Source organism: Microcella daejeonensis (genome assembly GCF_026625045.1).
Lineage (GTDB): Bacteria > Actinomycetota > Actinomycetes > Actinomycetales > Microbacteriaceae > Microcella > Microcella daejeonensis.
Window position 1 is genome coordinate 399,931 of record NZ_CP113089.1, and the last position, 24,544, is coordinate 424,474.

The 24,544-nt window shown below is 73.1% G+C and carries 22 protein-coding genes and 1 tRNA gene; 9 read left to right on the top strand and 14 right to left on the bottom strand.

From position 1 onward, the window contains the following. Positions 1-127 precede the first annotated feature (127 nt). On the top strand, positions 128-328 hold the full coding sequence (locus tag OVN18_RS02015; protein ID WP_168916254.1) for a hypothetical protein: 201 nt from the start codon (positions 128-130) through the stop codon (positions 326-328). Here OVN18_RS02015 and OVN18_RS02020 read toward each other — a convergent pair. The 3 genes from OVN18_RS02020 to OVN18_RS02030 all read right to left on the bottom strand — a co-directional run bounded on the left by OVN18_RS02020 (position 321) and on the right by OVN18_RS02030 (position 3,938). Continuing rightward, on the bottom strand, positions 321-2,918 hold the full coding sequence (locus OVN18_RS02020) for an AMP-binding protein (RefSeq protein WP_267781612.1): 2,598 nt from the start codon (positions 2,916-2,918) through the stop codon (positions 321-323). The genes OVN18_RS02015 and OVN18_RS02020 overlap by 8 nt on opposite strands. Before the next feature lie 179 nt (positions 2,919-3,097). Continuing rightward, entirely contained in the window at positions 3,098-3,730 is a 633-nt protein-coding gene (locus OVN18_RS02025) for a LysE family translocator (protein WP_267781613.1), read from the bottom strand. A 135-nt stretch (positions 3,731-3,865) separates the two neighbouring features. Beyond that, positions 3,866-3,938: transfer RNA gene (locus OVN18_RS02030), tRNA-Lys, on the bottom strand. 156 nt (positions 3,939-4,094) lie between these two features. Between OVN18_RS02030 and bcp the strand changes: the two genes are divergently transcribed. Further along, entirely contained in the window at positions 4,095-4,571 is a 477-nt protein-coding gene (gene bcp / locus OVN18_RS02035) for a thioredoxin-dependent thiol peroxidase (RefSeq protein ID WP_267737886.1), read from the top strand. A gap of 30 nt (positions 4,572-4,601) precedes the next feature. Here bcp and OVN18_RS02040 read toward each other — a convergent pair whose 3' ends face one another. Then, positions 4,602-5,021, bottom strand: a complete 420-nt coding sequence (locus OVN18_RS02040) for a hypothetical protein (RefSeq protein ID WP_267737887.1) — start codon at positions 5,019-5,021, stop codon at positions 4,602-4,604. 211 nt (positions 5,022-5,232) lie between these two features. Here OVN18_RS02040 and OVN18_RS02045 point away from each other — a divergent pair, with 211 nt between their 5' ends. Beyond that, complete coding sequence (locus OVN18_RS02045; protein ID WP_055859575.1) at positions 5,233-5,481, top strand: WhiB family transcriptional regulator; 249 nt, start codon at positions 5,233-5,235, stop codon at positions 5,479-5,481. A 160-nt stretch (positions 5,482-5,641) separates the two neighbouring features. Here the strand turns inward: OVN18_RS02045 and OVN18_RS02050 are convergent, their stop codons facing one another. Genes OVN18_RS02050 through OVN18_RS02060 form a run of 3 tightly spaced genes read right to left on the bottom strand, consistent with a single transcriptional unit; the run spans position 5,642 to position 9,457 of the window. Next, entirely contained in the window at positions 5,642-7,141 is a 1,500-nt protein-coding gene (locus OVN18_RS02050) for a sensor histidine kinase (protein WP_267737888.1), read from the bottom strand. A gap of 9 nt (positions 7,142-7,150) precedes the next feature. Further along, positions 7,151-8,821 carry a nucleotide-binding protein gene (locus tag OVN18_RS02055; RefSeq protein ID WP_267781614.1) on the bottom strand — a complete coding sequence of 557 codons (1,671 nt, stop codon included), beginning with the start codon at positions 8,819-8,821 and terminating at the stop codon, positions 7,151-7,153. A gap of 3 nt (positions 8,822-8,824) precedes the next feature. Continuing rightward, positions 8,825-9,457 (bottom strand): CpaB family protein, encoded by a 633-nt coding sequence (locus tag OVN18_RS02060; RefSeq protein WP_267781615.1) that lies wholly within the window; start codon positions 9,455-9,457, stop codon positions 8,825-8,827. 155 nt (positions 9,458-9,612) lie between these two features. On the opposite strand from OVN18_RS02060, the gene OVN18_RS02065 reads away from it, so the two are divergent. Beyond that, entirely contained in the window at positions 9,613-9,909 is a 297-nt protein-coding gene (locus tag OVN18_RS02065; RefSeq protein ID WP_267737891.1) for a helix-turn-helix domain-containing protein, read from the top strand. A gap of 94 nt (positions 9,910-10,003) precedes the next feature. Here the strand turns inward: OVN18_RS02065 and OVN18_RS02070 are convergent, their stop codons facing one another. Then, a complete protein-coding gene (locus OVN18_RS02070; protein ID WP_267781616.1) occupies positions 10,004-10,585 on the bottom strand; it encodes a hypothetical protein in 582 nt (193 codons plus the stop codon). A gap of 205 nt (positions 10,586-10,790) precedes the next feature. Between OVN18_RS02070 and OVN18_RS02075 the strand changes: the two genes are divergently transcribed. Next, on the top strand, positions 10,791-11,315 hold the full coding sequence (locus OVN18_RS02075; protein WP_267781617.1) for an Rv3235 family protein: 525 nt from the start codon (positions 10,791-10,793) through the stop codon (positions 11,313-11,315). Between the two features lie 99 nt (positions 11,316-11,414). Here the strand turns inward: OVN18_RS02075 and secA are convergent, their stop codons facing one another. From secA to mtrA, 6 genes are all read right to left on the bottom strand, one after another. Beyond that, positions 11,415-14,225 (bottom strand): preprotein translocase subunit SecA, encoded by a 2,811-nt coding sequence (gene secA, locus OVN18_RS02080; RefSeq protein ID WP_267781618.1) that lies wholly within the window; start codon positions 14,223-14,225, stop codon positions 11,415-11,417. A 250-nt stretch (positions 14,226-14,475) separates the two neighbouring features. Next, on the bottom strand, positions 14,476-15,144 hold the full coding sequence (hpf, locus tag OVN18_RS02085) for a ribosome hibernation-promoting factor, HPF/YfiA family (protein ID WP_267781620.1): 669 nt from the start codon (positions 15,142-15,144) through the stop codon (positions 14,476-14,478). A gap of 131 nt (positions 15,145-15,275) precedes the next feature. After that, positions 15,276-16,028: a ComF family protein gene (locus tag OVN18_RS02090; RefSeq protein ID WP_267781621.1), complete on the bottom strand. Its 753-nt coding sequence runs from the start codon at positions 16,026-16,028 to the stop codon at positions 15,276-15,278. 94 nt (positions 16,029-16,122) lie between these two features. Then, positions 16,123-17,847, bottom strand: a complete 1,725-nt coding sequence (locus OVN18_RS02095) for an LpqB family beta-propeller domain-containing protein (protein WP_267781622.1) — start codon at positions 17,845-17,847, stop codon at positions 16,123-16,125. Further along, complete coding sequence (gene mtrB / locus OVN18_RS02100; RefSeq protein WP_267781624.1) at positions 17,840-19,477, bottom strand: MtrAB system histidine kinase MtrB; 1,638 nt, start codon at positions 19,475-19,477, stop codon at positions 17,840-17,842. Before mtrB ends, OVN18_RS02095 begins: the two co-directional genes overlap by 8 nt. Before the next feature lie 4 nt (positions 19,478-19,481). After that, entirely contained in the window at positions 19,482-20,165 is a 684-nt protein-coding gene (mtrA, locus tag OVN18_RS02105) for an MtrAB system response regulator MtrA (protein WP_267781626.1), read from the bottom strand. 121 nt (positions 20,166-20,286) lie between these two features. Here mtrA and OVN18_RS02110 point away from each other — a divergent pair, with 121 nt between their 5' ends. Genes OVN18_RS02110 through OVN18_RS02125 form a run of 4 tightly spaced genes read left to right on the top strand, consistent with a single transcriptional unit; the run spans position 20,287 to position 24,543 of the window. Then, positions 20,287-21,537, top strand: coding sequence for a glycerophosphoryl diester phosphodiesterase membrane domain-containing protein (locus OVN18_RS02110; RefSeq protein WP_267781629.1), 1,251 nt, complete (start codon positions 20,287-20,289; stop codon positions 21,535-21,537). Continuing rightward, positions 21,534-22,235 (top strand): DUF4129 domain-containing protein, encoded by a 702-nt coding sequence (locus OVN18_RS02115; RefSeq protein WP_267781630.1) that lies wholly within the window; start codon positions 21,534-21,536, stop codon positions 22,233-22,235. Before OVN18_RS02110 ends, OVN18_RS02115 begins: the two co-directional genes overlap by 4 nt. Then, positions 22,232-23,590 (top strand): DUF4350 domain-containing protein, encoded by a 1,359-nt coding sequence (locus OVN18_RS02120; protein ID WP_267781632.1) that lies wholly within the window; start codon positions 22,232-22,234, stop codon positions 23,588-23,590. Before OVN18_RS02115 ends, OVN18_RS02120 begins: the two co-directional genes overlap by 4 nt. Beyond that, the gene (locus tag OVN18_RS02125; RefSeq protein WP_267737904.1) at positions 23,587-24,543 is read left to right on the top strand and encodes an AAA family ATPase; all 957 of its coding nucleotides are present in this window, start codon (positions 23,587-23,589) and stop codon (positions 24,541-24,543) included. Before OVN18_RS02120 ends, OVN18_RS02125 begins: the two co-directional genes overlap by 4 nt. The last annotated feature ends 1 nt before the right edge of the window (position 24,544 follow it).

Genomic DNA, 24,544 nt, shown 5'->3' on the forward strand with positions numbered 1-24,544 from the left:
TCTCGGACGGCGCTGGTCGAGCTCCCAGGTTCGGGCGCCGGCCCGGGGCCTGAGCGCCCCCTGGACCCGGGCCGTGCGCGGTGCGCCGCCTCGGCTAGCGTGGAGGTCGACGCGAGAGGGAGCATCCATGCGCAAGTACATCTTCAACGGAGCCATCATCAACGCCGCCTTCTCGGCGGTCGGCGTCATCAACGCCACCCGCAAGGGCCCCCACGACTGGCGCCTCGCGCTCATGTGGGCCAGCTGGGGCATCAGCGTCGCGATCGCCGTCGGCACGATCATCGAGGATCAGAACAACCCGGGCGACCCCGCCTTCCAGCTCAAGTAGCGAGCCGGCGCCGCCCGATCCGCGCCGACGGCAGACGAGCCGCCGTCCGGCGCAGGCGGCGCCACACCGCGAAGACCAGGAGTCCGCCGGCGATCGACGCGACCGTCGCGAACACGGGCGCATCGTCCTCCCACGCCGGGTAGATCTCCCAGTGCACGAGGTAGATGAAGAGGGATGCCGCGGCGAGCGCCGACATCGCGGCCGCCGCCGCGCGCGGCACCGGCACTGCGCGCACCCAGATGAGCACGAGCAGTCCGGCGATCACGACGGCCTCCCGCAGCGGATCGCCGAGGAACCCCGCGGTGCCGGCGACGGCGACGAGCGAGAGCCCGATGCGCTGCGCCCGGGTTCCTGCGCGCTCCGCCGCGGCGCCGAGCACGACGAGCCACAGCACCCCCGGCAGGGTGTACCGGGCGACGCCCTCGGCGAGCACCCCCTGGTTGTCGACGACCCGGATGAGGAGGGCGAGCGCGAGCGCGATCGAGACGACGAGGAACGGCGATCGCCGCTCCGCCCGATCGATGAGTCGGATGCTCAGCGCGGCACCCGCGAGGATGATCGCGCCGAGGGCGGCCTCGAGGAACCAGAAGCGCCACTGCTCGCTCCAGGCGGAGTCATCGCCCAGCACCGAGTTGAGCAGCAGCACGGTCGAGAGGTCGTACCGCGCGGTCACCAGCGAGACCCCGCCGATCCAGAGCATCGAGGGGACGGCGATGAGGAGCGCGGACCGCGCGAGCCCGCGCAGCCGTGCTCCGCGCGGTCGGGGCGCGAGCGGGAAGCGGGCCAGGTTGTAGCCGAGCACGGCGAGCAGCAGGTGCGCGCCGCCCTGCAGGCCGAGCAGATTGGCGTGCGTGCCGACGATGAGGATGATGCACACGGCCCGCAGCGCGACCGCCGTCTCGACCGAGGCGCGCGGCCTGCGCCCCCGGCCCGTCGCCGGCCGCCCCGCCCCGTCCGATGACGGGATGCGCGGAGCGGGCAGCGCCGCGGCGTGCTCCGCGAGCTCGCGGGCCGACAGCGAGGGCCACTGCGCGGGGAGGTCGCCGATGATCCGCTCCAGCCGGTGGGCCGCCTCGACGAAGGAGAGCGAGTCCCCGTCGAGCGAGACGAAGCTGTCGCGCTCGCTCGCCTCCGGGCGCTCGAGCACGACCGCGTACATGCTCCGCACCGCCTCGACGGTCGTTACCTGCTCCCCCGGCGTGGTGGGGCCCTCCACCGGCAGCTCCGCACCCGGCAGGCGGTCCGACAGCCGACGGAGCTCCTGGCGATCGGCCTTGCCGCTGGAGGTCACGGCGAGCTGGTCGAGCACGACGTGCCGGAAGCACGCGCGAGGGATCCCCGTCGCCGCCGAGAGGATCCCCGGCGCGCGGTCGGCATCCTCGGCGCACGTCGTTCCGATGAGCACGCCGCCCGCGCTCTCGACCGCGTAGGCGGGCACTCCCTCCGCAGCGAGGATCCGCTCGAGCCGGTCGAGGTCCAGCCGCAGTCCGAAGATCTTCACGAAACGGCTCATCCGCCCGACGATCTCGAACAGCCCGTCCGCCGTCCGCCGGGCGAGGTCCCCCGTGCGCAGCTCGCGCGCCTCGTGGCCCCGCGCGAGATCCTCCGGGGTCTCCGCGTACCCCATCATGACGTTCGGGCCGCTGTAGACGAGCTCCCCCTCGCCCGCGTCGTCGGGGTCATCGATCCGCAGGGCGCCTCCGGGGATGGCGATGCCGATCGCCCCCGGCCGGCTCATCGCCAGCGGGGCGGGCAGGTAGGCCATGCGCGCGGTCGCCTCTGTCGCGCCGTACATGACGACCAGCGACACGCCGCACTCCGCGCCGCGACGGGCCCACTCCCGCACGCGCTCCGGATCCATCCGCCCGCCGGCCTGCGTCATCAGCCGCAGGGAGGGGAGGCCGGCCGGGTCGAAGCCCGAGGCGCTCAGCAGGTCGAAGGTGTGGGGCACCCCCGCGATCGAGCTCACCCCGGCCCGCGCGGCATCGCGCCGGAACTCGGGCTGGATCACCGAGCTCGCGGTGACGAGCACCCGCGCGCCGGCCACGAGGTGGCTCGTCAGGATCGACAGTCCGTAGCAGTAGTGCAGCGGCAGCGTGGTCGCCCCGCAGTCCTCGGGTCCGAGCTCGAGGTAGTCCGCGATCGCGCGGGCATTGCTGATGACATTGGTGCCGGAGAGTCGGACGAGCTTGGGCGACCCGGTCGATCCCGAGGTGCTGAGCAGCAGCGCGAGCTCGGGGTGCAGATCGTGCCCGCTCGCTCCCCTCCGATGCTCGATGGATGCCCCCGCATCGGCTCGGCTGCCGACGACGGTGTCCGGGTCGTAGGTCTCGATCAGGCGGCGCCGCCACTGCTCCGACGTCGGCTCCTCGTCGCCGAGGAGGATCACCGCGTGCCGTCCGACGAGAGCGGCGAGGAGGCTCACCACCGTCTCGACGTCCCGCCGGCACGACAGCATCAGCAGCCGACGACCGCATCCGAGTTCCGCGGCGCGCTCGATGACGCGCTCCCGCAGCTCCGCATAGCTGACGGAGCGCGACGCATCGACGAGGGCGATGTCGTGGTCGGCACCCGCGAGCAGCTCGTGCACGTCGAGAGGGTGCGCGCCGGCAGCGCGCGGATGCGAGTCGAGCATGGTCCTCACCGGAGAGTCGGAGTCATCGGGCGCGGGCCGAGGCGGCGCGCCCGGTAAGGTTACCCTAACCTTATCGAGCCGACCCGCCGTCCGTCTCGGCCCCGTCGCGCCCCGCCCAGGAGCGGGCGCACCGCTCAGGAGCGCGACGCGAAGGCCATGGCCGCCCCGAGCCCGATGAGGGCGACGCCACCCGAGGCGCGCAGCCCGCTCAAGCGCCCGGGGTTGGTCGCGAACCACGCCCGCGCCGACCCGGCGGCGACCCCGTACAGGCCGTCGGAGACGATGCCGATCGCCAGGAAGATCGCCCCGAGCTGCAGCATCTGCCCGACCACGCTGCCGGCGCCCGGATCGACGAACTGCGGCAGCGCCGCGGCGAAGAACACGATGGTCTTCGGGTTCGTGATGCCGACGGCGAAGCTCTCGCGCAGCAGCCGGCGCACGGTCGGCCTCCGCTCGTCGAGGTCGGCCTCGGGCATGGCGCGCCGATGCCTGATCGACTGGATGCCCAGCCACACCAGCACGAGGGCGCCCACGATCTTCAGCGCGACGAAGAGCACCTCCGACTGCGCGACGAGCACGCCGAGCCCTGCCGCCACCGCGATGATCTGGAGCGCTCCGCCGCACGCCGCCCCGAGCACGCTGATCAGCGCGCCCCTGGTGCCGTGCGCGAGAGCCCGCCCAATGACGAAGAGCACGCCCGGCCCGGGCACGACGATGATGATGAGCGCCGCCACGAGGAAGGCGAGCAGTTCGGGGAGCGGCACCACGAGGGGCGATGCTACCGGCCTGCGCGCGGGCCGCACGACGCCGCCGGCCACGGTCGCGCGACGAGGACAGCCGACAACGAGGTCAGCAAACGCAGAGAAAACCCCGGCTGCTGGCGAGAGCGAACCGGGGTTTCGTACACCCCCCGGGACTTGAACCCGGAACCCACTGATTAAGAGTCAGTTGCTCTGCCAATTGAGCTAGAGGTGCGCATCCCGCAAGCGGAACGAGAGGAAACACTAGCACCTCGCGGAGGCACCTTTCCACTCGGCCGCCGCTCAGCCGTCGCGCGCCGGGCATCCATACACTCGTCAGCGTTCGGCGGGCCGCGATCGCCCCCGCCTCCCTCAGCAGATCGGAGACCCCATGACCGCGACCCGCCTCGAGCCCGGCACCCCCGCCCCCGCCTTCACGCTGCCCGACAAGGACGGCGCGCACGTCTCGCTCGCGGACTACGCCGGCAAGAAGGTGGTGCTGTACTTCTACCCGGCCGCCTCAACCCCGGGCTGCACCACGCAGGCGTGCGACTTCCGCGACAACCTGAACTCCCTCGGCGCTGCCGGCTACCAGGTGCTCGGCGTCTCGAAGGACTCCGGCGCCGCGCTGCAGAAGTTCGCCGAGGAGGAGAACCTCTCCTTCCCGCTGCTGAGCGACCCCGACCTCGCCGTGCACCAGGCCTACGCGGCCTACGGCGAGAAGTCGATGTACGGCAAGACGGTCACGGGCGTCATCCGCTCGACCTTCGTCATCGACGAGCAGGGCGTCATCACCCACCCGCTCTACAACGTCAAGGCCACCGGCCACGTCGCGAGCCTGCGCAAGAAGCTCGGCATCGACGACTGAGCCCGCCGCAGACGAACGGCCCGAGGAGCCCTACTCCTCGGGCCGTTCGTCGTCGCCGGCGTCATCGCGCGCGAGGTACAGACTCACCGAGGGCGTGAGAAGCAGCACGATGGCGACGACCGCGGGCAGCACGAGCCAGCTGGCGATGTCGGGCCGGGGCACGAGCCCCTGGATCGATCCGATCCCGACGGCGAGCTGCAGGAACTGCCAGACGAGCGCGCCGCCGCGCGTCCAGCTGCGGCCGCGCCACGCGCCGAGCGTGATGATCGCGAGCCAGACGGCGGCGAGGATGCACAGCGCCGTGAGGAACAGGGCGGTGCCCACGAAGTCGGGGGCGTCGATCACGAACTCGAGCAGCAGGAAGGCCGAGATGCCGGCCATGAGCAGCGATTCCGCCCCGAGGATGATGACCAGGAGGGTGACCAGAGGTGTCCGCTTGGTGTCCGGCACGCAAACCACCCCCTACAAGACTATTGATTTCGAACGTGTTACATGCGAGCCTATAGAAGGTTGATGTGCCGCCTACAACGCCGTGGGCCATCCCGAAGATTCTCTTCATTCCCCACTCGTTCCCCGGCCGAATCGCCATGATCTCGCCGAGGACGCGGTGCGTCTCTCAGCCCTTCCGACGCGCCGCACCGACCCCAAAGGAGCATGTCCTATGGACTGGCGCGACAAGGCCGCTTGCCTGACCGCTGACCCCGAGCTGTTCTTCCCCGTGGGGAACACCGGGCCCGCCGTGGACCAGATCGAGAAGGCGAAGACCGTCTGCGGTCGCTGCTCGGTCACCGAGACCTGCCTGCAGTACGCCCTCGAGACCAACCAAGACTCGGGCGTGTGGGGCGGCCTCAGCGAGGACGAGCGCCGCGCTCTCAAGCGCCGCGCCGCTCGCGCCCGCCGCGCCTCCTAACCCGGCAGCCGGCGACTCGCTCGCGAGCTCCGGCCCCCTGCACCGGCCGGACCACCATCGGCGCCCCGCCATCGTCGCGCTCTGCGCACGGTGGCGGGGCGTTCTTCGTGCCCGCGCGAGGCGGGGTTCGGGATGCTCGCGCGGGGCATCCCGCCGGTTCTCAGCTGCGGCGCGCCAGGTACCGCAGCGGCACCTCGATCGTCACCTCGGTGCCCTCGCCCTCGAGCGTGTGCCAGTCGATGGTGCCGCCCAGCTCGCCCTGGATGAGGGTGCGCACGATCTGCGTGCCGAGGCCCGAGCCCACCTTGCCCTCGGGGAGCCCGCCGCCGTTGTCGCGCACCTTCACCGCGAGGGTGTCGTCGGTGCGGCTCGAGACGATCTCGACCTCGCCGTCGCTGCGCCCGACGAGCCCGTGCTCGACGGCGTTCGTGACGAGCTCGGTGAGCGCGAGGGCCAGCGGGGTCGCGTACTCGCTCGGCAGGGTGCCGAAGCTGCCCGTCGAGCGCGGGCGCACGATCGTGTTGTGGCTCGAGGCGACCTCGGCGATGAGCATGAGCACCCGCGCGAAGACCTCGTCGAAGTCGACGTTCTGACTGAGGCCCTCCGAGAGGGTGTCGTGCACGACCGCGATGGCGGCGACGCGGCGCATGGCCTGCGTGAGGGCGTCCTTCGCCCCCTCGCTGTGGGTGCGACGGGCCTGGATGCGCAGCAGCGAGGCGACCGTCTGCAGGTTGTTCTTCACCCGGTGGTGGATCTCGCGGATCGTCGCGTCCTTGGTGATGAGCTCGCGCTCCTGGTGCCGCACCTCGGTCACGTCCCGGCAGAGCACGACCGCGCCTACCCGCATGCCGTGCAGTCGCAGGGGGATGGCGCGCAGGCTCACGGTGACGCCGCGCGACTCGATGTCGGTGCGCCACGGCGCGCGCCCCGTGACCACGAGCGGCAGCGACTCGTCGACGACGAGCTTGCCCGAGAGCAGCCGGGTGGTGACGTCGGCGAGGGACTCCCCCTCGAGCTCGCCGGCGAAGCCCATGCGGTTGAAGGCGCTCAGCCCGTTCGGGCTCGCGAAGGTGACGATGCCGTCGACGTCGAGGCGGATGAGCCCGTCGCTCGCGCGCGGCGCCCCGCGGCGCGGCCCGCTCGGCGCCGTCATGTCGGGGAAGTCGCCGACCGCGATCATGTCGAAGAGGTCGTTGGCGCACTCGTTGAAGGTCAGCTCCTGGCGGCTCGGCATGCGCGCCTCGCTGAGGTTCGTGTGCCGCGTGATGATGGCGATGGGATGCTCGCTCACCGTCTTGCCGCCCGGCGACAGCCGCCGCACGACCGGCACGGCCCGCACGCGCGTGGGGGTCTCCTCGTACCAGTCGGGCGCGCTCGAGTCGACGATCGCCGCACTCTCGTAGGCCTGCGTCACCTGATGACGCCACTCCGGCTTGATCTCCTGACCGACGAAGTCGCGGTAGAAGAGCGTCGCCGAGCTCGAGGGCCGGGCGTGGGCGACGGCGACGAAGCCGCCGCTGCTCGTCGGCACCCACAGCACGATGTCGGCGAAGGCGAGATCGGCGAGCAGCTGCCCCTCGGCGATGAGCAGATGCAGCCACTCGATGTCCGCCTCGGTCAGGGAGGCGTGCTCATGGACCAGATCGGAGAGCGTCGACACCCGCTCAGGCTACCCCGTGCGTCGCGGCCGCCCCCACGCGCTCCGGCGGGGTGCGGCCGCCTCCCCGTACCCGAGCCGGTCGGCGAGCGCCGAGACGCCCTGGCGCAGCGGTGACCGCGGTGCGGCATCCACCACGGTGCGCGCGCTCAGCAGGGCCGCATCGGCGGCGGCGGGGTCGTCGGCGATCAGCAGCGGGTCGGGGATGCCCCCGAACCGGTCGAGCGTCTGCCGCACCTGCCCGGCGGGGTCGACGCCGAGCACGCTCGACCGCACGCGGTTGACCACGACGTGCACGTCGTCGACCGTCACCGTCTCGAGCAGGTCGGCGTGCGTGCGCAGCAGGCGGGTGATGCCGACCGGATCGGCGGCCCCGACGGCGACGACCTCGTCGGCGGTGCGCAGCGCGGCGATCGTCGCGGCGTTGCGGCGCGGGGAGAGCAGGTCGCTCGAGAGCTCCTCGTCGGTCTCGAGGTTGAAGCCCACGTCGACCACGACGACGTCGCACCACCGCCGCGCCTGCTCGAGCGCGCCGATCACGCGGTCGCGGGCGAGCTCCGGCCACCGGTGCGGGCGGCCGATGCCCGTGAGCACCCGGAAGGCCGCCGTCGATCCGCCGTAGTCGACCGACACCCGATCGAGCTCGGCAGCGTCGAGAGCGTCGGAGGCCGCCAGCCGGCAGGCCGCCGCGAAGCCGGGCGCCTCGTCGAGCAGTCCGAGGCTCGGCGCGATGGTGCCGCCGTAGGTGTCGGCGTCGACGAGGCAGACGTGGAGCCCGCGGGCGGCGAGCTCGGCCGCGAGCGTCGTCGCGATGAGCGTGCGCCCCGGAGCGCCGGCCGGCCCCCACACGGCGATGACGCGGTTCGGGCGCGCGGCCGGTGCCGGCACCGGCGCCTCCCCGGCCACCGGATCGGGCGGAGCCCCCGGCACCCGCAGGTCGGCGAGCGTCGTCGGCGGCGCGCCGGCCGCATCCGTGGGCCCGTCGGCGTGCGGGGCCGCGGCGGGCGGCGGCGCGCCCGTCGCGCCCCCGCCCCGGCCCGCGTCCGTCGCACCCTCGCCGCGCCCCGCCGACCGACCGAGCAGTCGTCGGATGCCCGACGCGCGCTCCCCTCCGGCCCCCGCCGCGCCCGCCCTCGCCGCCGGCGCCGGGTCGCGCCCGGCCCGGCGCCGTGCCGACGCGCCCCCGGGCTCGGAGGCGGCCGCGGGCCCGCCGTCGCGGCGCGACCCGAGCGACCGCGGCCCCGACGCTGCGGCGCCGCCCGACTCGGAGCCGTCAGCCGACCCGAGCGCGGCATCCCCCGACCGCAACCGCGGAGCGGCCGCGTCCTCGATGCCGCCCTCCAGCGCGTCGAACGGCGCCCGCAGCACCGAGAGGTCGATCGCGCGACCCGGCACGGCGCGCAGCACGTCGTGCACTCCGAGGAGGCGGGCGGAGGCCGAGGCCGCGTCGTCGGCCCGGACGAGGCAGGTGCGCACGCCGAGCAGGTCGCCGGCGCCGACGACGTCGAGCGTCGCGACGGCCGGGTCGTCGGCGACGAGGACGACCTCGGGGGCGTCCTCGGCGAGCTGCCGCAGCAGCTCCTCCCGGTCGATCGCCCGCCACGCGATGCGATGGCCGGCCCGCAGCAGGGCGAGCTCCACCTGATCGGCATCGATGCCCGGCAGCGCGAGAGCGATGCGCACGACTCAGCCCCCGATCGCGAGAGCGGTCGGCACCGCGGCGAGCGCGTCGCCGTTGGCGAGAGCGCCCAGGATGCGCGCGACGTCGCGCCGGGGCACGAGCAGCTCGACGCGGGCGGCCTCCGCACCCGCGACGATGCCCTCCTCCGCCACCTCGCGCACGAGCTGGGCCTCGGAGGCGATGACGACGGGAGCGCCGAAGCGCCCCGCCTCCTCCTGGGGCGACGCCCACAGATCGAGCGTGTCCCCCGACCGCACCGTGGCGCCGAGCGGAGTCGTCAGGGCGACGACGACCGTCGTCGAGCCGGGGCCGCGGGCATCTCCGACGGCGGCGCGCGGAACGAGCTCGCCCTCCCCGATCGTGCGCGCGACGACGACGCCCTCCTCGGGCATCTCCTCGACGGTCAGGTAGGTGGCCGCCTCGGCGCCGAGCGCGACGCGTCGCAGCTCGAGATCATCGGCGGTCACCTGCTCCCCCGCCGTCAGCAGCGCGGGGGCGGCGTAGACGTCGATGCCCTCGTCCCCCACCGCGACGATGCCGACGACCGCGGCGATCGATCCGATGACGAGGGCTATCCCGATCGCGAGACGGGGATCGGTGCCGCGACGGCGGGCGGGCGGGGCGGGGCGCGACGACATGGGTGCTCCTCGTCAGACGGCGGTGCGGGCTGCGGGACCGATGCTCGACGGCGCCCGGCCCGGGGACGCGACCGATAGTGAACGCCGACGACGCACGCGGCGGGGAGTTATCCACATTCCCGGGCTCGACCGGAGGGCGGGGCCATACTCGTTGCATGACCGAGCCGACTCCCGACGCCCTGGGTCGCTTCCTGACCCTCACGGACGTCGCCGAGGTGCTGAGCCTCAACGCCGCCGAGGTGCTCGCTCTCGTGCGCTCGGGCGAGCTGCCCGCCATCCGCCTGGGGGCGATCGGTCAGTGGCGGGTGGAGCACGCGGTGCTCGAATCCTTCATCGCCGACAAGTACGACGAGAGCCGTCGCATGGCTCTCTGGCACGAGGCGGAGTACGCGGACGTCGCCGAGCTCTTCGGCGACCAGCGGCGACGCAGCAGCGGCGCATCCTCGAGCTGAGCGACCGGCCGCCCGCCGAGGCGGGCTCGGAGCCGCCGGCCGCCCCGCTGCGGCCGGCGCCGGGGCGAGCTCGGGGGCGGGCTCTCCGGCAGGCTCAGAGCCGCACGAGGAGCACGCTCGAGAGCGGGATGATGCGGATGTGCTCGACGGCGCTCGCCCGGCGCGGTGCCTCGAGCTCGTGCACCGCGAGGTCGAGATGGTCGCGGCCGACGCGGTCGATGGTGCCCGACGCCGGGCCCGCATCGGTGTCGACGGTGAGCGGAGCGCGCCGGCGGCACAGATCGCGCAGCAGGAACGCGAGCCCGAGCCGGGCCGCGAGCTGAGGCGCTTCGGGCCCGCGCTCGAGCGAGACGGCGACCTGCTCGTGATCGAGCATGAGGGACTCGACGGCGGGGAGAGGCACGATCGCCTGATGGTGCGGGCGGTCGTCGAGGTCGCCGGCGACCCAGTCGCGCCCGATCGTCATCGGGGTGAGCACCACCCGCTCCCCCGTGCGCAGACGCAGGGAGAGGCGGCGCATCGCCTGCGGACCGCGGTGCAGCGCGGCGATGCGGTCGCGCAGTTCGAGACGCCCGAGGCGCAGCCGCTCCTCCTCGTGCTGCAGATCGATCTCCTCCGCCCGCAGCTCGTGCTCGAGCTGACCGGCGAGGTCGTCGAAGAGGTGGTCCCAGCGCATGCGGCGACCGTAGCCAGCGCCACCGACACCGTCGCCCCTGTTCTCCACAGTTGCGAGACCGGTATGGACACTGAGGAATCATTCTGCTTTAGTGAATCCGCCACCCCCGAACGGGGGTGTACGTAACGGTCTGATCGGCATCGTCGCCGAGCACCGATGGGGCGTCCTCACGAGGTGAGCGCCCCCGGGGAGTAGAGGAGTCACCATGAACGCACCCGCCGCCTCGGCGACCGCCACGGCACCCGCCCCCCGCGCGGACGCGCCCGCCCCCACCCGCGTCGAGGACGCGGCCGGCGCGCTCCCCCGCGCACCCCGGCAGAGCGCTCGGTCGGTGGCGGGCCGCATCGCGCAGGAGGAGTTCTTCGACTACCAGCCGACCTCGACCGCCGAGCTGCCCGACCCGAGGCCTCTCGTCGAGAACCTCACCCGCTTCGTCGTCGAGATCCTCGCCGGCGCCCGCGAGCTCGAGCAGATCGCCCGCTGGGTGACCGACGACGTCTACCGCACTCTCCTCAAGCGCCAGGCGATCAGCGCTCGCGCCCGGGCCGCCCGCGGGCGGCCGGTCATCCGCCCCGCCTTCGCCATCGGCAGCGTCATCCTCTGCGAGCCCCGCGACGGCATCATCGAAGCGGTCGTCGTCGTCAACTCGCGCGCGCGATCCCGGGCGGTCGCCATCCGACTCGAAGGGCTCGACCGCCGCTGGCGGGCGAGCGCCATCCACGTCCTCTGACCGCCCGCGCTCCGCGCGCAGCGGCAGGACCGCCGTGGACGCGAACGGCCCCCGGAATGCTCCGGGGGCCGTTCGCATTCACGAGCGCTGCGCGGTGCGCTACTTCTTCTTGTCGCCGGCGCGGCGCTGGGCGCGGTTGACCGGCGCCGGGGCATCGCCCTCGGTGCGCTGGCCGAAGGCGCCCTTCGCGCCCCCCGCGACCCGCGCGGGAGCGCGGCCGGCCGGGCCGGCGGGAGCAGCGGCGGACGCCGCCGGCGACGCGGTGCGCGCCTTGGCGGTCTCGGCCTGCTGCAGCTGGCCGCGCTGGTTGCGCACCTCGACCTCGCCGTCGGCGCTCGGGGCCGTGTAGCTGAGGTTCTGCGGCGTCTGCGGGGCGTTGAGCCCCTTCGCGGTGACCTGCGCGGTGCCCTTGCCCCCGGTGACCTCCACCTCGAGGTTGAACAGGAATCCGACGGCGTCCTCGCGGATCTGGCCCATCATCGACTGGAAGAGCGCGTAGCCCTCGCGCTGGTACTCGATGAGCGGGTCTCGCTGGGCCATCGCGCGCAGGCCGATGCCGTCCTTGAGGTAGTCCATCTCGTAGAGGTGGTCGCGCCAGCGCCGATCGATGACGCTCAGCACGACACGGCGCTCGAGCTCACGGGTCGCCGTGCGGCCGAGGCTCTCCTCGCGCTTGGAGTAGGCGAGCTTGGCGTCGGAGACGAGCTCTCGCACGAGGAACTGCGGGGTGATCTTCGTGCCGCCCTCGCTGAGGACCTCGTCGATCGTCAGGGAGACGGGGTAGAGCGTCTTGAGCTCCGTCCACATCTGCTCGAAGTCCCAGTCGTCCGAGTGACCGGCTGCGGTGTGCGTCTCGACGATCTCGGTGATGACCTGCTCGAGGAACACCTGCACGCGATCCTGGAGGTCGTCGCCCTCGAGGATGTGGCGGCGGTCGGTGTAGATCGCCTCGCGCTGACGGTTCAGGACGTCGTCGTACTTGAGAACGTTCTTGCGGATCTCGGCGTTGCGGCTCTCGACCTGCGACTGCGCCGAGCGGATGGCGCGGCTCACGACCTTGGACTCGATGGCGAGGTCGTCGGGCACGGTCGACCGCGACATGAGCGCCTCGGCGGCGCCGGCGTTGAACAGCCGCATGAGGTCGTCCTGCAGGGAGAGGTAGAACCGGCTCTCGCCCGGGTCGCCCTGACGACCGGAGCGACCGCGCAGCTGGTTGTCGATGCGCCGCGACTCGTGGCGCTCGGTGCCGAGCACGTACAGGCCTCCGGCCTCGATCACGCGCTCGGCCTCGACCTGCACCTGCTCCTTGACGCGGCTGAACACGGCGTCCCACTCGGCCTCGTACTCCTCCGGGGTGTCGACCGGGCTGAGGCCCTTGGCGTTCATCTCGGTGACGGCGAGGAACTCGGCGTTGCCGCCCAGCATGATGTCGGTGCCGCGGCCGGCCATGTTGGTCGCGACCGTGACGGATCCGTGCCGCCCGGCCTGCGCGATGATCGCGGCCTCGCGCGCGTGGTTCTTGGCGTTCAGCACCTCGTGGCGCACGCCGCGCTTGGCGAGCATGCGCGAGAGCAGCTCGCTCTTCTCGACGCTCGTCGTGCCGACGAGCACGGGCTGGCCCTTCGCGTGGCGCTCGACGATGTCCTCGACGACCTGCTCGAACTTCGACTGCTCGTTCTTGTAGACGAGGTCGGACTGGTCGATGCGCTTCATCGGCTTGTTCGTCGGGATGGGGACCACGCCGAGCTTGTAGGTGCTCATGAACTCGGCCGCCTCGGTCTCGGCGGTACCGGTCATGCCCGAGATCTTCGAGTAGAGGCGGAAGTAGTTCTGCAGGGTGACCGTGGCGAGCGTCTGGTTCTCGGCCTTGACCGTCACGCCCTCCTTCGCCTCGATCGCCTGGTGGATGCCCTCGTTGTAGCGACGACCGGCGAGGATGCGGCCGGTGTGCTCGTCGACGATGAGGACCTCGCCGTTCATGACGACGTAGTCCTTGTCGCGCTTGAAGAGCGCCGCCGCCTTGATCGAGTTGTTGAGGAACGAGATGAGCGGGGTGTTCGCCGACTCGTAGAGGTTGTCGATGCCGAGGTGGTCCTCGACCTTCTCGATGCCGGGCTCGAGCACGCCGACGGTGCGCTTCTTTTCGTCGACCTCGAAGTCCTCCCCCGGCACCAGTCGCGTCGCGATGCGCGCGAACTCGGTGAACCAGCGGTTCGCCTCGCCCGAGGACGGGCCGGAGATGATGAGCGGCGTGCGGGCCTCGTCGATGAGGATGGAGTCGACTTCGTCGACGACCGCGAAGAAGTGCCCGCGCTGCACCATGTCGCTCGACTGCCAGGCCATGTTGTCGCGCAGGTAGTCGAAGCCGAATTCGTTGTTCGTGCCGTAGGTGATGTCGCAGGCGTACTGCTGCCGGCGCACCTCGGGGGTCTGGCCCGAGAGGATGCAACCGGTCGTCATACCCAGGGCGCGGAAGATGCGGCCCATGAGCTCGGACTGGTAGCTGGCGAGGTAGTCGTTGACCGTGATGACGTGCACGCCGCGGGCCGGGATGGCGTTGAGGTAGGCGGCGAGCGTCGCGACGAGGGTCTTGCCCTCACCGGTCTTCATCTCGGCGATGTTGCCGAGGTGCAGGGCCGCGCCGCCCATCAGCTGGACGTCGAAGTGACGCATGCCGAGCGTGCGCTTCGATGCCTCGCGCACGGCGGCGAAGGCCTCGGGGAGCAGATCGTCGAGCGACTCACCGTTGCCGTAGCGCTCGCGCAGCTCCGCGGTCTCGTTCTTCAGCTCCTCGTCGGTGAGGTCGGTGAAGTCGTCCTCCAGCTGGTTGATCGCCTCCGCGTACGCCTTCAGCCTGCGCAGGATCCGGCCTTCGCCCACGCGCAGGACGCGCTCGAGAACATTCGCCACGTTGGTAACTCCGCTCGTCGGGAGCCGCGTCGGGCTCCCACTCGTGTCGCGACCGGCGGCGATCTCGCCGCGCGCCGGTGCACCGCTCGATGCGGCGCGCCCATGCTAGCAACTGCGCCTATAGAGGAGCGGAGCGCGGGTTCGCGGTGCGAGCCGGTCGAGGGCGGGCGACGGGATGCGGCTCGCGCCGGTGCCGCTGAGCGCAGCACCGGCGCGAGCCGGGCATCCCGGACCGGGGTTCAGGCGGGGGTCAGCCGCGCCGCCCCGCGCTCACCGGGGCCTGCTGATCCTCGAGTCCGATGACGCCGTAGTTCCAGCCGGTGCGGCGGTAGACGACGCTCGGGCGGTCGGTCTCGGCGTCGATGAACAGGAAGAAGTCGTGGCCGACGAGCTCGAGCTGGTCGACGGCCTCGTCGACGGTCATCGAGGCGGCGGGGAAGACCTTCTGGCGCACGACGACGGGGGTGTAGGCCTGCTCCTCGGCGGTCTCCTCCTGAACGGGGATGGACCCGGTGGCGACCCGGGCGATCACCTCGGGGTCGGCGGGGGTGATGTCGACGACGCGGAAGCCGTCGGCCGAGGCCTCGCGCAAGGAGACGGGCCGGTGCTGGCCGCGATGCACCTTCTTCTTGTCCTTCGCGCGTCGCAGGCGCTCCAGGAGCTTGTCGATGGCGAGATCGAAGGCGACGTACTTGTCGCTGCCCGCCGACTCGGCGCGCACGACGGGGCCGGGGCCGACGAGCGTCATCTCGACGCGGTCGTCGCCGCTGTGGCCGTTCTTCTCGTGGTGCCGCGAGACCTTGATCTCGAGCGACAGCGCACGATCGGCGAGGTGGGTGACCTTCTCCGCCTTCTCGGTGGCGTAGTCACGGAACCGGTCGGTGATGCCGATGTTGCGTCCGGTGATGGTGATATCCACGTCGACCTCCTGAGCCGAAGGGCCGTGCCGCCTGCGGTTCAGGCGGTGTTCACGCCCTCCATGACCACACGCTAGTCCCCCCGGGGCGGGCTTGTCATCGGCTCTCGCGTGCGCATCGCCGATGCATCCGATCAGCATCCGCTGGGTGGGCGGAGCGCCCGGGCGACGCCGGGCGCGTCGGCGTCGACGGCCTCGACCGTCCAGGCGACGGCGCCGGCTCCGCGCCGCCGCGGCGTCGCGGCGAGCGCCACCGCCCCGCGCACCTCGGCTCCCGCCGCGCGCAACGCATCGGCGGCCGCGAGCAGCGTCGCGCCGCTCGTCACCACGTCGTCGAGCACGACGACGGCGCGGCCGTCGAGCCGCGCGCGGGCCGTGATGCGGCGGTCGGCGGCGAGACGGTCGGCGAGCGCGCGACCCTTCTGCGGGCCGCCCCCGGACTCGGCCAGACGCAGCAGACGGCGCGGGGCGAGTCCGGCGCGCCGGGCGAGGAGCGCGGCGGGGTGGAAGCCCCGCTGCCGCGCAGCCTCGGGCGAGCCGGGGACGGGCACGAGCAGGGTGTCGACCCGGCCGAACGCGGCCCAGCCGCGGTCGGCCGCCGCGAGCAGCGCCGGGGCGAGGGCGCGGGCGAGCTCGGTGCGCCCCTCCTGCTTGAGGGCGAGCAGCGCGGCCCGGGCGACCCCCTCGTACGCGAGCCCCGCGACCACCGGCAGCGGCGGCGCTCCCGGCGCCGAGAGCACGGCGGAGCGGGGGCTCGGGGTCAGGTGCGCGCGGCAGGCGTCGCAGAGGGCGCGGTCGGGGGCGGAGCATCCCGCGCAGTCGACCGGCGCGACGAGGGCCACCGCATCGAGCGCCGCCTCGCGGAGCGCGCGCATCCAGACGGTCACACCGGGAGGATGCCCGACCGATGCCGCGCAGCGATCGCCGGGTCACCCGGGCCGCGGCGAAGGCCGCCGCAGCACCGCCTGGGGAGGAGCGGCGCTACTGCTGCACGCCGAGGAAGACGGCCTCGCGCCCCGTCGGCTGCCAGCCGCTGCCGCGCGGCTCGAGCACGAGCCCCGCCGAGTCGAGCACGCGCAGGCCGTCGACGCCGTTGTTGCCGCCCACGATCTGCACCGCGTTCGACGGGCGGCCGAGGGAGCGGCTGCGCCCGCCGATCTCGATGAGCTGCACGAAGGCGGACTCGTCCGCGTCGACGAGCGCCGCGACGCGCACCGGATCGACCCAGGCCGCATCGATCGGTGCGCCTTCGACGATCGGCAGGGTCTCGAAGGGGCCGAGACGCAGCGGGAGTCCCGTCGTCTCGTCGCGGATGACGGCGGCGACCACGAGCCGCGGGCCCGTGCTGCCGTCGAGGAGGAGGAGCACGCGCGCGTCATCGCGCGCGACGGCGAGCTCGACGAGACGGTCGCCGGCGCCGAGACCCGTCTCGACGGCCTGCGCCGAGCCGTCGATGAGCGAGACCCGCAGCGCGCCGGGCGAGGATGCCGCGGCATCGGTCGACGCCGACCAGATGACGCCGAAGCCGTCGATCGCGGGCTCGATCTGGCCGGGGCGGGCGTCGATGAGCACCGGCTCGTCCGAGCCCTCGCGCAGCGCGCTGACCCCCGCCGGGGTTCGGATCGCCGCGAGACGCTCGTCGTAGGAGAGCGCGACCGCGTCGGCCTCCAGCCCGATGACCGCGGCCGAGATGCCCGGCAGCGCCTCGAGCCCGCCGCCGCCCGCGAAGCCGAACTCCTCCTCGTCGCGCAGCAGCAGCCGAGCATCCACCTGGGGCACCACCGCGGGACCGGCCGCCGGATCGCCGAGGATGGCGATGGGATTCTGATCGACCGTGATCTGCACGCTCGCGATGCCGCTCACGGCGCGCAGGCTGGCCGTGAGCTGCTGCCGCAGCCGCTGCCGGGCGTCGTTCGTGAGCCCGAGCACCTCGTCGGTGAGGTCGACGCTGGCGACGCCGTCGGTGATCTCGACCGTCGTGAGCCCCAACTGGGCGCCCTCGGGGACGGCGGAGACGACGGCGCCCTGCAGCCACGGCGAGGGCACATCCAGCAGGGCCTGCACGATCGAGGTCTCGACCTCGGACCGCGAGGGGAACCAGCGCAGTTCGGGCACGAGGTTCTCGAAGACGGGATCGAACCAGTGCAGCGTGTGCTGGCTGAAGGCGCCCGGGAACGCCTGCTGCGAGAGCAGGATCCCGTCGCCGAGGGCCGAGATGCGCCACTCGCCGTCGACCTCGACGAAGTCGAAGGGCTCGAGTTCCTGCACCCCGCCCTCCGCCGAGCTGTACCGGCCGAAGGCGTCGACCGCCGCGATGATCGGCGCCGCGTAGCGCAGGGTGTCGTCGTCATCGCGGGTGATCGTGCCCTCGCGGCTGCGCACGAGCGTCGAGGCCTGCGGGTTCCAGGCCGTCGCCGTCTCGTCGACGAGGAAGGAGCGAGCGATGCGGTAGTTGTTCTGCGCGCCCGCGGCCGCCGCGAGGAACCCCCGCAGGACCTCCTCCTGCGAGGCGCCGGCGCTCGGGCCGTCGGGCACTTGCAGGATGTCGGCGTCGGAGTCGGCCGCACCGGCGATCTCGTCGCCCGCCTCCACCGGACCGCTCGCGGGCACCTGCACGCAGGCGACGAGCAGCAGCGGCACCGCGAGCAGGGCCAGGATGCGCGCGCGCAGGCCGGTCGCGCGGCCCGGGCTCAGCGGCTCACTCATCGTCGACCCCCGCGCTGAGCAGCGGGCTCGTCTCGATCGCACCCGAGTCGAGCGGCTCGGCGGGCGGCAGGTCGAGCGGGAAGGATCGCACCTCGCCGCCGGCGCGCCGCGGGAGGGTGAGGCGGAAGCAGGTGCCCTCCCCCGGGATCGACCAGACGTCGAGCACGCCCGCGTGCAGCACCGTGTCCTCCGTCGCGATCGCGAGCCCGAGCCCCGTGCCGCCTGTACTGCGCTGACGGGAGGGGTCGGCGCGCCAGAAGCGGTCGAAGACGCGCTCCAGCTGGGCGGGGGTCATGCCTATGCCGTAGTCGCGCACGGCGATCGCGACAGAGTCGGCATCGGAGTCGACGTGCACGACGAGAGGCCTGCCCTCGCCGTGGTCGACGGCGTTGCCGAGCAGGTTCTGCAGGATGCGGCGGATGCGGCGGGCATCCACATCGGCCTCGAAGTAGCCGCCGGGCGCCACCAGGCGCAGCTCGCTGCCCTTCGCATCGGCGATGGGACGGATCGCCTCGAGGCTGTCCTCGACGAGGCGCACGAGATTCGTCGGCTCGGTGTCGAGCTGCACCGCGCCGGCGTCGAAGCGGCTCATCTCGAGCAGGTCGGAGAGCATCGACTCGAAGCGCTCGACCTGCGTGCGCAGCAGCTCGGCCGTGCGCGCGGTCGAGGGCGCGAAGTCGGCGCGCTGATCGAAGAGCACGTCGCCCGCGAGCCGGATCGTCGTGAGCGGCGTGCGCAGCTCGTGGCTGACGTCGCTCACGAACCGCTGCTGCACCCGCGAGAGCTCGGCGAGCTGCGTGATCTGCGACTGCAGGCTGTCGGCCATGCGGTTGAAGGAGCGGGCGAGGGTCGCGATGACGTCCTGCCCGCGCTCGGGGATGCGCTCCTCGAGCTGCCCGTCGGCGAGCTTCTCGGCCGTCTCGGCGGCGACCCGCACGGGGGTGATGGCGAGCCGCACGACGACGTAGGTGACGAGGCCGATCGTCAGCACGAGCAGCAGCGAGCCGAGCAGCAGGGTCTGCTGCACAAAGTCCAGGGTCTGCTGCACGTCGCTGATGTTGTAGACGAGGTAGAGCTCGTACTGGCCGGCGGTGGGCACCTCGATCGCGCCGCCGACGACGATGCCGGGGTCGGTCGTGCCGTCGGGCGAGGTGAGCTCGACGGCCTGGGAGTGGACGCGACCGTCGTCGGCCGCGACGGCCGCCGTGAGCTCCTCGCTGATCGCCGAGCTGTCGAAGTCCCTCGTCGCGGTGGGGGTGAGCACCTGCGCCGACGACTGCCCCTCGGTGCGCTGGATCGCGTACTCGGTACCGCCCGGATTCGACTGCGCCGCGAGCACGGTCGTCCCCGCGGTCGAATTGGCCGCGTCGAGGTCGATCGCCCCGGTCGGCGTGACCGCGTTGTCGAAGAGCTGCTGCGCGTTCGCGGTCGCCTGCCGGGCCTCGGCGAGCACCTGCTGCTTCCGATCCTCGTAGAGGTTGGTGGCGATCGAGATCGACATGTAGCCGGAGATGATCGTCACGGCGACGGTCGTGAGGGCGACCGTGATCGCGACGGTGCGCAGCTGCAGCGACGATCGCCAGAGGTTCAGACCCCGCTGCAACCAGGCGCGCCAGTCGAGGGCGGTCATCGGCTCAGGAGGGCGCCCCGGCCCGGTAGCCGACGCCGCGCACGGTCATGACGATGCGGGGATTGTCCGGGTCGAGCTCGACCTTGGCGCGCAGGCGCTGCACGTGCACGTTCACCAGGCGCGTGTCGGCCTTGTACTGGTAGCCCCAGACCTGCTCGAGCAGCATCTCGCGGGTGAAGACCTGGTTCGGCTTCGCGGCGAGGGCGAGCAGCAGATCGAACTCGAGCGGCGTGAGCGCGATGGTCGTGTCGCCGCGCCGCACCTCGTGGCCGGTGACGTCGATGACGAGGTCGCCGACGGGCATCGTCGAGACGCCCGAGTCGGGGCTCGGCCGCAGCCGCGTCTTGATGCGGGCGACGAGCTCCTTCGGGTTGAACGGCTTGACGACGTAGTCGTCGGCGCCGCTCTCGAGCCCCTGAACCACATCGGCGGTGTCGCTCTTCGCGGTGAGCATGATGATCGGCACGCCGCTGGATTCGCGGATGGCCCGGCAGACCTGGATGCCGTCCTGCCCGGGCAGCATGAGATCGAGCAGCACGAGGTCGGGGTCGACCCGCTCGAAGGCCTCGACGGCATCGAGCCCGTCGTGCGAGAAGGAGGGGTCGTAGCCCTCGCCGCGCAGCACGATGCCGATCATCTCGGCCAGTGCCATGTCGTCGTCGACGACGAGGAGGATGCGCGCGGTCATCGTGGTCCTTCCGCTGGCTCGGCCTCGACGCCGGGCGTTCCCGAGGAGTGTTCGCCCCAGCCTAGACGAGTGTGACACCATACGTTCCGACGACGCCGCGACGGACGACAAGGATGAGCGAATGACCGATCTCCCCCCGTGGCAGGCGCCCGGTGGGGCGGCAGCACCGCCCTCGGACGGGCATCCCTTCACCGCTCCCGGCGGCCCCGCAGCACCCGGCGGACCCGCCTCACCCGGCGCCGCGTTCCCCCCGCCCAGCGGTTCCCCCTACGGCGGGCCCGCGGCCGGGCCGATCGGCTGGGCCCCGCCGCCGAAGCCGGGGCTGGTGCCGCTGCGTCCGCTCGGGTTCGGCACACTGTTCACCGGCAGCTTCCAGGTGCTGCGGCGCAACCCCCGGCCGACCTTCGGGGCGGCGCTGCTGCTCGTCGGGCTCGTGCAGATCCTCTCCCTCGCCATCGTGCTCGGACCGACCATCTGGGGCCTCGGGCGGGTGCTGCGCGCCTCCCCGGAGGACAGCGCCGCGATCGAGATCGGCAACACCGCCCTCACCATCGTCGCGAGCCTGTTCGCCGTCGCCCTCTCGCTCGTCGCCTCGGCGCTGCTGCAGGGCCTCATCGTGATCGAGGTCTCGCGCGCCACGCTCGGCGAGAAGCTCACCATGGGTCAGCTCTTCCGACGCGGTCGCGGTCGGTGGGGCGCCCTCATCGGCTGGACGGCGCTGCTGTCGCTCGCGCTCGTCGCCGCGATCGTCATCCTCGTCGCCGTCGTCGCGCTCATGATCTCGGTCGGCGAGACCGCGGGCCTCGTGGGCGGGGTGATCCTCGGCATCGGCGGCGGCCTCGGGATGCTCGTCCTCGCGATCTGGATCGGTATCAAGACCGCGCTCGTGCCGACCGCCATCGTGCTCGAGCGCCTGCCGCTGCGCGCGTCCGTCGCCCGCAGCTGGCGGCTCACCGGCGGCCGCTTCTGGCGCACCTTCGGGATCCTCGCCCTGATCACCGTGATCGTGCAGACCGCGTCCAGCGCCGTCGCCACGCCCTTCAGCATCGCCGCGGGCCTCGGCATCGGCCTGGTCAACCCTGCCCAGGACGAGACGACCGCGCTCATCGCCGTCGGCATGCTGTACGTCGTGACGATCATCGTCACCATCGTCGTCGGCGCGATCGGCGCCGTGCTGCTCTCCGCCGCCACCGGGCTCGTCTACATCGACGCCCGGATGCGCGACGAGGGGCTCGACCTCGACCTGCAGCGCTTCGTCGAGGAGCGCGCGGCCGGCCGGGAGGGGCCCGACCCCTACCAGGAGCGCGCGGCGCAAGGGCTCGACGGCGCCGCACCCTCGCCGCAGGTCCCGTTCACCGGCACGGTCGCGTGAGGCCGAGCACCTTCGCCCCCGTCGACCCGAGCGGGCCCGACGCGCAGGAGCTGCTGCTCGACGAGCTCGCCGACCCCGCCTACGCGGCCGCGCAGCCGACCTGGTTCGACCTGCTCTCGCAGGCCGTCTTCGAGTGGTTCCAGAACCTGCAGTTCAGCCCGGGCGAGGGGCCCCCGGTGCTCGCCCTCGTGATCGGCGGGGCGCTCGTCGCCGTCGCGGTGCTCGTGGCGATCCTCGTCTACGGCCTGCCGCGCCGACGCGCGCGCTCCCGAGCCGCGGGCGAGCTGTTCGGCGAGAGCGACCGCCGCTCGGTCAAGGAGCTGCGCCGGGCATCCGCCGCCGCCGCCGCCCGCGGCGACTTCGCGCTCGCGATCGCCGAGCGGTTCCGCGCTCTCGCCCGGGCGCTCGACGAGCGCACGCTGCTCGCGGTCATGCCGGGCACGACCGCGCACGAGGCGGCGCGGCAGGCGGCCCGGGCCTTCCCGGCCGAGCGCGAGGCCCTCGAGGCCGGGGCCTCCGCCTTCGACGGCGTGCGGTACCAGGGCGACGAGGGCGATCAGGCCGGCTACGACGCCCTCCGGATGCTCGACGAGCGCCTGCAGCAGACCTCGCCGATCCTGCCCTCCGCCGACGGCGCGGGCCCGACTGCCCCCGGCGGCTCCCCCGCCGCCCGCTCCCGCGCCGGAGCCCCCTCGTGACCGTCACCGCGCCCACCGTGCGCGGCACGGGCCGCGGCGCCGCACGGCGCGCGGCCGCCGAGGCCGTCGTCACCCCGACCCTCGGCCGCAGCCTGCGCCGCGCCGTGTTCTGGATCGTGGCCGCGGCGGCCCTCATCGCGCTCGGGCTCGGCATGCTGCTGTTCACGGGCGCGACGGCCGAGGCCGACCGCTTCGGCGCCGACGAGGCCGCCCCGAGCGGCTCCCGGGCCCTCGTCGAGGTGCTGCGCGATCAGGGCGTCGACGTCGTCGTGAGCGGCTCGCTCGACGGAGCGCTGGACGCCGTCGAGGACCCCGCGTCGACGACGATCCTCGCCGCCGATCCGCTCGGCCTCGTCGACCCGGCCGCCTGGAGCCGGCTCGACGGCGCCGCGGCGCGGCTCGTGCTCGTCGAGCCGGGCCCGGACGCGCTCGCGGCGCTCACCCCCGACGTCTTCCCCGTCGGCTCCGTCGACGCCGAGCGGGAGGCCGCCGGGTGCGCCGAGGAGGTCGCGCGGCGCTCCGGCACGGTGGAGGGGACGGGCCCAGGCTACGACAGCGTCGCCGCCGATGCCGAGGTCTGCTTCGAGGGCGACGGCGGCGCGATGCTCGTCACCGTGCCGGCCGCGGGCGCCGACGCCCCGGACGACGCCGCGGTGAGCGTGCTCGGCGGCGCGACGCTGCTGCAGAACGACACCGTCGCGCGGCAGGGCAACGCCGCCCTCGCCCTCGGGCTGCTCGGCGAGCATCCCCGCCTCGTGTGGTGGGTCGGCACGGCCGCCGATGCGGATCCCGGAGCCATGAGCATCGCCGAGCTCACCCCCGGCTGGGTCAACCCGCTCGCATGGCTCGCCCTCACCGTCGGCCTCGCCGCCGCGATCTGGCGCGGCCGCCGCCTCGGGCCCGTCGTCGTCGAGAACCTTCCCGTGATCGTGCGCACGACCGAGACGATGGAGGGCCGCGCCCGCCTCTACGCCCGCGCCGGCGCCCGTCTGCGCGCGCTCGACTCCCTGCGCCTGGGAGCGCTGCGCCGCCTCGGCGAGAGCCTCGGACTCGGCCCCGCCGCCGGCATCGACGAGATCGTCGCCGCGACCGCCTCCGCGACCGGCCGGCGGCAGGATGCCCTGCGCACGCTGCTCGTCGACCGCGAGCCCGAGACCGACCGTGAGCTCGTCGACCTCTCCGACGCGCTCGCCGCCCTCGAGGCCGAGGTGCACCGCCGGGTGGGCCTCGACACGAGCGCGTCAGGATCCCCCGTCCCGCCCGCGAGCGGCACGACCGACCCCGGCACGACCGACCCCGGCACGACCGACCCCGGCACGACCGACCCCGCCCCGACCAGGAGAATGGACCGATGACGGAAACCGAGCTGCGAGCATCCTTCGCCCGCGTACGCACCGAGGTGGGCAAGGCCGTGGTGGCCCAGGACGCCGCGGTGAGCGGCCTGATCGTCGCCCTGCTGGCGGGCGGCCACGTGCTGCTGGAGGGCGTGCCGGGCGTCGCGAAGACGCTGCTCGTGCGGGCGCTCAGCCAGTCGCTGAGCCTGCGCACCACGCGCGTGCAGTTCACGCCCGACCTCATGCCGGGCGACGTCACCGGCTCGGTCGTCTACGACCCGCAGTCGGGCGGCTTCGAGTTCCGCAGCGGTCCGGTGTTCACCAACATCCTGCTCGCCGACGAGATCAACCGCACGCCGCCGAAGACGCAGTCCTCGCTGCTCGAGGCGATGGAGGAGCGCCAGGTCAGCGTCGACGGCACGACCCACGCCCTGCCGCACCCCTTCATGGTCGCGGCCACCCAGAACCCCGTCGAGTACGAGGGCACGTACACGCTGCCCGAGGCGCAGCTCGACCGGTTCCTGCTGAAGCTCGTGCTCGACCTGCCGGCGCGCGACGACGAGGTGCAGGTGCTGCAGCGCCACGCCGACGGCTTCAACCCGCGCGACCTCGCCGGGGCCGGGGTGACCGCGGTGCTCGGCGCCGACGACATCACGGCCGCCCGAGCCGAGGTCGCCCGCGTCGGCGCGACGCCCGAGGTGCTCGGCTACGTCGTCGACCTCGCCCGCGCCACCCGCCAGAGCCCGAGCGTGAAGCTCGGCGTCAGCCCCCGCGGCACGACCGCGCTGCTCGCCGCCGCGAAGGCCTGGGCCTGGCTCTCGGGCGCCGAGGCGATCACCCCCGATCACGTGCAGGCGATGCTGCTGCCGGTCTGGCGACACCGCATCGCCCTGCGGCCCGAGGCCGAGCTCGAGGGCGTGTCGGCCGACACGATCCTGCGCTCGATCGTCAGCCAGGTCCAGGTTCCGCTGTAGC